The organism is Pseudomonadota bacterium, from assembly GCA_023229365.1.
GTDB lineage: Bacteria > Myxococcota_A > Polyangia > JAAYKL01 > JAAYKL01 > JALNZK01.
This window is the reverse complement of record JALNZK010000218.1, coordinates 1-5,467: the sequence shown is the minus strand read 5'-3', so window position 1 is coordinate 5,467 and position 5,467 is coordinate 1. Positions and strand designations below refer to the sequence as shown.

Sequence of the window (5,467 nt, the reverse complement as noted above, 5' to 3'; positions counted from 1 at the left end):
AAGGACATCGCGTCCGACCCGTGCTGGCGCGTGGCCGCCGCGTTCTCGCACTCGATGGAGAACGCCGTGCGCGAGGTAGTCGATACGAACGACACCCCGCCCGCGTACGGCACGATCGACGGCTGCGTCGCGGTGCGGCTCGCCGGGGAACTCGACGTCGAGCTGTTCGAGCTGCTGCTCGGCGAGGCGTGGATGGCGCGGCCGACCCTGACCGAGCTGGGGATCGCCTTCGAGGTGGAGCAGGCGCCGTCGCTGGCGTTCACGCCGAGCGCTTCCGACGAGCGGACGCCCGACGACGGAGAGCCAGTCGGCGGGCCTTTGCCCGAGGTGGCGGCGCGGCTCGGGTTGTCGCTGAGCGAGGCGGTCGCGGCGCTGGTCGCCCACGGGATGCCGTTCCCGGACGACGCCGTGGACGCGGGGGTCGAGGCGTCGCTGCGCTCCCTGCTCGGCCTCGGCGGTCACGCGCCGCCGCTCGTACCGGAGAGCGCGCCCGCGCCGTCGTCACCGACACCGGCGCTCGACCGCTCCTCCCCGGCGATGATCGCGAGCCGCGTGCTGAGCAGGCTGCTGCGCGACGGACGGGTTGGGGGCCGACACACGGGCATCGAGCACGCCTACGGGCACCACTTCGCGGACGAGGAGAAGAAGGTCGCCCGTCGGGTCGTCGACCGGCTCCTCGTCATGGGCATCCTGCGCAAGAAGCTGAACGAGGGCGCGTTCCATGTCTACATCGACCCTCGGCGGCTGCGCGAGGTATGGGCGATCATCAATTTGGAAGGGCAGGACGAGGGGGCGTTCGGGTAGGGCAGGGCGGTCTCTTCAGCCGTGTTCTATGTTCCGTGACCATGTTCCGCAGCACGCGCCGAACAATGGTGAACAACGAGAAACCCAGGTGAACACCGCGAATCGATTTCTGAGCAATCTCTGAGAGGTGGGGCGCAACGTCCCGATTTCCCTTGGTTATTTGTTGCTCCCCTCAGAGCGTTTCAAGTCCCGTCCACCCCGCAAGAAAGCCCTTGGGAATTCCCGAGGGCTTTCGTGTATTTGGGGCCTTTTCACGCCGTCTCGCACGCTCTCGACTTCCGCAATTTGCTGCCATGTTGCCGTGAAACGACGGCGGGAGCCTCGTCCGCGCCGTTCGTTTCGGGTTTCGTGTCCGTGTCCTGCACGTCGAGCATGGCGACCGCTCTGCGCTTCGTCTCCATCTCGACGTGCGCGTACCGCCTTTGCGCGTTCCCGTGGGGCCTGCTCGCGCAGATCGTACTGCTCGTGCTGAACGTGATCGAGGAGCTCGTCGAGGACAAGGACAAGAAGAAGTAGGGCGTTCCCATCAACGGGGTCGCCCGGACCGACCGAGAGGGCGGGTTATTCAGCGGCGCGCTACAGTTCGGGCTCGCGTTCTCCCTGAACATATGATACATAACGTCTGTCCGTATAATTGCGGACAGTCATTACGTATCATGAGGACCAAGGCGAACAAGACCGATGCCCTCCTCCGGCTCGCCCGCAAGGGGCCCGTGCGCGCCCGGGATCTCGACGCCGCCGGCATCCCGCGCGCCTACCTGTTCCGCCTCTGCGAGCGCGGCCTTCTCGAACGTGTCGATCGGGGGCTCTACGGCCTGGTCAATGCCACGGTCACGGAACACCACACCCTGGCCGAGGTCGGCAAACGAGTCCCCCACGCCATCGTCTGCCTCCTCAGCGCGCTCCAGGTGCACGGGCTGACCACCGAGCTGCCCCACGCGGTCTGGGTGATGATCGATCGCCACGCCCGCCTGCCGAAGATCGCGTACCCGGTACTTGAGGTGGTGCGCGCCAGCGGAGTCGCACGCGAGCACGGTGTCATGGTCCGCAAGATCGAAGGCGTGCAGGTGTGCCTCACCACGCCTGCCAAAACCGTCGCGGACTGCTTCCGCTACCGACGTCGTGTGGGTCTGGAAGTGGCGCTTCAGGCTCTGCGCGACTATCTTCGAAAACACCGCGACGGCACGAGCGCCATTATCGAAGCTGCCCGCGCCGACCGCGTGTACGCGATCCTGCGGCCGTACCTGGAGGCGCTCGTTTGACCAAACCCCCGACGCATATCGCCGCCTCCGTGAGAGCGCGCCTCCTCCGCCTCGCTCGGGAGCGCGGTGAGGACTTCCAGCTCGTGCTTGTGCGCTACGCCAATGAGCGCCTGCTCTACCGGCTCTCGGGTTCCGGGCACGGGACGCAGTTCGCGCTCAAGGGCGCGACCCTGTTCACCCTGTGGACCGGGCAACCCCATCGCTCGACTCGGGACATCGATCTCCTGGGCTCCGGCGAGGCGAGCGAGGAGCGCCTACGCGAAATCTTCAGCGAGGTGCTCGCGCTCGACGTCGGCGATGACGGCGTGGTCTTCGACGCAGGGTCGCTCGAAGTCGGCCCGATCCGCGAGGACCAGGAGTACGGCGGGATCCGCGTGACGCTCGTCGCACACGTCGAGGCCGCCACCGCACACCTCCAGATCGACGTGGGCTTCGGGGACGCGATCACGCCCCCGGCAACCGTGCTCGAGCTCCCGACGCTCCTCGACTTCCCGGCACCGAGGCTGCGCGCGTACCCACGGGAGACGGCCGTGGCCGAGAAGCTGGAGGCGATGGTCAAGCTGGGGCTCGCGAACAGCCGCATGAAGGACTTCTACGACCTCGTGGCCATGTCGCGGATGCTGGAGTTCGAGGGAGAGGTGCTCGTGCGGGCCGTGCGCGCGACGTTTGCGCGGAGGAAGACGCCGCTGCCCGAAGGGCTCCCCGTGGCGCTGACCGCGGCCTTTGCCGAAGACCCGACCAAGCGCACACAGTGGAAAGCGTTCATACGCAAGGTTGGCGACCCCGACGTCGTCGACCTCTTCGACGCGATCGAACAGATCGTCCGCTTCGCGGCCATTCCTCTGGCCGCCGCTGCGACCGGCGAAACGTGGAACGCCGCCTGGCCGGCAGGCGGTCCCTGGCAGAAGTAGAGCCCCTGCCGTTGCGATAATCGCCGACCGCGTCTATCCTGGTTCTGTCGTCCACAAACCAGGGGGATTCACATGCGGCTCAATACGCTGGTCGTTTGGCTCGCGCTCTGCGGCGCGGTGTTCGGGATGGCGGCGTGCGGTGACGGCAGCGGCGGTGGGGATGCCGACGTCGACACCGAATGCCTGGATGCTCCAGAGCCCGAGACGTGCGACGACGCACACGGCGACACAGGCTGCTGCGTGGGCAGCGTCTTATACTTCTGGGACTTCGACAGCGCGATTGGGCTCGATTGCAGTGACGAGAACGATCCGGGCTGCACCTGCGGCTGGACCGGCGAGACCGACGGCTGGTACGACTGCGGCGGGGACGGCGCCGATCCGGACCACCCGGGCGCCATGTGCTGCGGCGGATCGAACCCGTACGGTGGCTGCTGATTGGCCGAGCCTCGGTTTGCTGCAGTCCACTCAGCTCCCACCCCGAAAACCCTCGCCTCTTGCGGCTCTCGCCGACCCGCGATCACGTAGCCCCGTGACCCCGTAGACGCCGCTCAGTTGCCTCGTCCACAATCGCAGTCGTCCTCGCCGCCCGGCACACCCGGACGTCGGGCTCGATGACGACGACAAGGAGGCTTCATGCGCGACGATCTCGATTCTTACATCATCAAAGCGCTCGCCCGCGCCCTGGAACCCGCCGTCTCCGAGGCTGTGAAGCGGTCGGTGGCGCGGGCCATCGACCCGACCATCGTCAATCTTATCCAGTACACCGTGGGGAAGGAACTCGAAGGCTCGCTCCGCGTGAACCTTGAACGCACGCTGAAGGACCTGACCAGCGAGGCGGCGAAGCGCACCCACATGACGGACGGACCCGCGACCCAGCCGTTGCCCTCGGATCGGCTCCTCACTGTCAAGGAGGCGGCCCAGCACCTCTCCATCGGCAAGTCGACACTGTGGCGGCGCGTGAAGAGCGGCGAGCTGCCCTCGTACAAGGTCGGGCAGCGCGCCCGCAGGTTCAGGCTGGAGGACGTCGAGGCGCTGGTGAGGAGGCTGTAGTGCTCGACGCCTTCTTCGCAGCTGCCTTCAACTCGGAGTAGTGGCAGTAGGCGGCACCGAGGCTTTCGAGCCGACCGAGGCTCACCGTCTTCTGCCCGCCGACCTTCGCGTCCAACACCCGCGCCGGGAGAACGAAGAACCTCCACTGCGCGAGGTCGAGTGGGTCGGCGACCTTCCGGTCCTTTTCCGCGAATAGGCAGAACACGTACAGGTCCGCCTGTCGGCCGGCGGGGGCATCGCTCGTGTTCGTCCGCGCGTCCCAGGGCACCTTGGCGGGTGAGATGTTGAACGTGATCTTCGACAGCTTCTTCTGCGTCCAGCTCTGGAGGTATGCAGCCGACTTGACCTCGACCGCGATGCCGTCCGGAGTCCGCAGATCGACGGCATCCCACTCGGCGCGTGGGTGATCGCTGTCCAACCCGAGGGCGTTCAACACGATGAACTCGGCGAGGATACCCCGAAGCGCGTTGCTGAGGAGATCAGAGGCGCTCCAGCGCCAGAAATCCCCCAGGCAGAACGGCAGCGCCCTCCCTTCGACGGTGAAGGGTTCGTTGCCCGAACGGATCCTGGTGTCCATCCTGGCAGCGTACATCACGCGAGACCTCGTGTGCAGTTGCCCTATACTCCCGGCACGACCACCGGCCGACTCCGCACCTCGGCGCCTCCTCCTGGTCCTCGCTGGACTGGGTCGGGCCGTTCTACCCACCGGGCACGCAGCCCGAGCGGTTCATCGAACACTACGCTGCCGTCTACGACACGGTCGGAGTCGACGCGACGTACTACAGCACGCCCCGCTCGCCCGCGAGGACTTCGCAAGCGTTCTGCACCATGCTGCAGAGGGCATCGACGTTTTCTGGTGTGATGTCCGCAGAGAGCTGATGGAAATCGCCTCCCTCGTGGATTCCCGGGACCGTGTCCGCCGCAACGGCCCTGATCCGCTCCGCCAGTCTCCCCATGCCCTGCTTGATGAGAGGTTCGGAGAAGAGCCTTATCTTGCCGTTGTTGGTGACGGTGAAAATCCTAGACTCTCTACCCCCATCGGAGATCCAGTTGAAGTTCGGCTTGGCCCCGTACCAAATCCTGAAACGGTCGCGGGAACTGGCGACGATTCGCGCCAGGCATTCCAGAAGACTCTGCACAGCCGCCATTCGCGGCTCACCGAAAATCTCCCTCATGTTTTTCAAGTACACCGCCGGATCGATCGGGGCAGTACGCGAAGAGGCCTCATCTTCTGCTTCATCCTCGCTCAAGACCTCGGCGACGATTGGCCTTTCGATCTTCAGTTCCGCCCCATCTTGGCTTCGGACGGTGAGGTCGAGCTTGATGCAGGTTCGTTCGGTCGTCTTCACGGCACCCACGAGGTGGGGGATGAACAGATACTCGTTGTTGGTCCCGGGAACTCCGTAGAGAGAGAGTTCGACAGCTGCGAACTCGTACTTC

General features: G+C 65.8%; 8 protein-coding genes. 6 read left to right on the top strand and 2 right to left on the bottom strand.

The window, feature by feature from the left end:
- The 6 genes from M0R80_31245 to M0R80_31220 form a co-directional block, all read left to right on the top strand.
- Positions 1-804 (top strand): hypothetical protein (locus M0R80_31245; GenBank protein ID MCK9464118.1); only part of this gene is annotated, 804 nt, incomplete at its 5' end.
- Positions 805-1,176: 372 nt separating this feature from the next.
- Positions 1,177-1,320 (top strand): hypothetical protein, encoded by a 144-nt coding sequence (locus M0R80_31240; GenBank protein ID MCK9464117.1) that lies wholly within the window; start codon positions 1,177-1,179, stop codon positions 1,318-1,320.
- A 140-nt stretch (positions 1,321-1,460) separates the two neighbouring features.
- The gene (locus M0R80_31235) at positions 1,461-2,066 is read left to right on the top strand and encodes a type IV toxin-antitoxin system AbiEi family antitoxin domain-containing protein (GenBank protein MCK9464116.1); all 606 of its coding nucleotides are present in this window, start codon (positions 1,461-1,463) and stop codon (positions 2,064-2,066) included.
- Between the two features lie 29 nt (positions 2,067-2,095).
- Complete coding sequence (locus tag M0R80_31230; GenBank protein ID MCK9464115.1) at positions 2,096-2,977, top strand: nucleotidyl transferase AbiEii/AbiGii toxin family protein; 882 nt, start codon at positions 2,096-2,098, stop codon at positions 2,975-2,977.
- Positions 2,978-3,049: 72 nt separating this feature from the next.
- Complete coding sequence (locus M0R80_31225) at positions 3,050-3,412, top strand: hypothetical protein (GenBank protein MCK9464114.1); 363 nt, start codon at positions 3,050-3,052, stop codon at positions 3,410-3,412.
- A 198-nt stretch (positions 3,413-3,610) separates the two neighbouring features.
- On the top strand, positions 3,611-4,027 hold the full coding sequence (locus M0R80_31220; GenBank protein MCK9464113.1) for an excisionase family DNA-binding protein: 417 nt from the start codon (positions 3,611-3,613) through the stop codon (positions 4,025-4,027).
- On the opposite strand, the gene M0R80_31215 is transcribed toward M0R80_31220, so the two are convergent.
- Both M0R80_31215 and M0R80_31210 read right to left on the bottom strand, forming a co-directional pair.
- A complete protein-coding gene (locus M0R80_31215; protein MCK9464112.1) occupies positions 3,987-4,604 on the bottom strand; it encodes a hypothetical protein in 618 nt (205 codons plus the stop codon). The two genes, M0R80_31220 and M0R80_31215, sit on opposite strands and share 41 nt — an antisense overlap.
- A gap of 202 nt (positions 4,605-4,806) precedes the next feature.
- On the bottom strand, positions 4,807-5,467 hold a 661-nt coding region (locus tag M0R80_31210), incomplete at its 5' end, for a hypothetical protein (protein MCK9464111.1).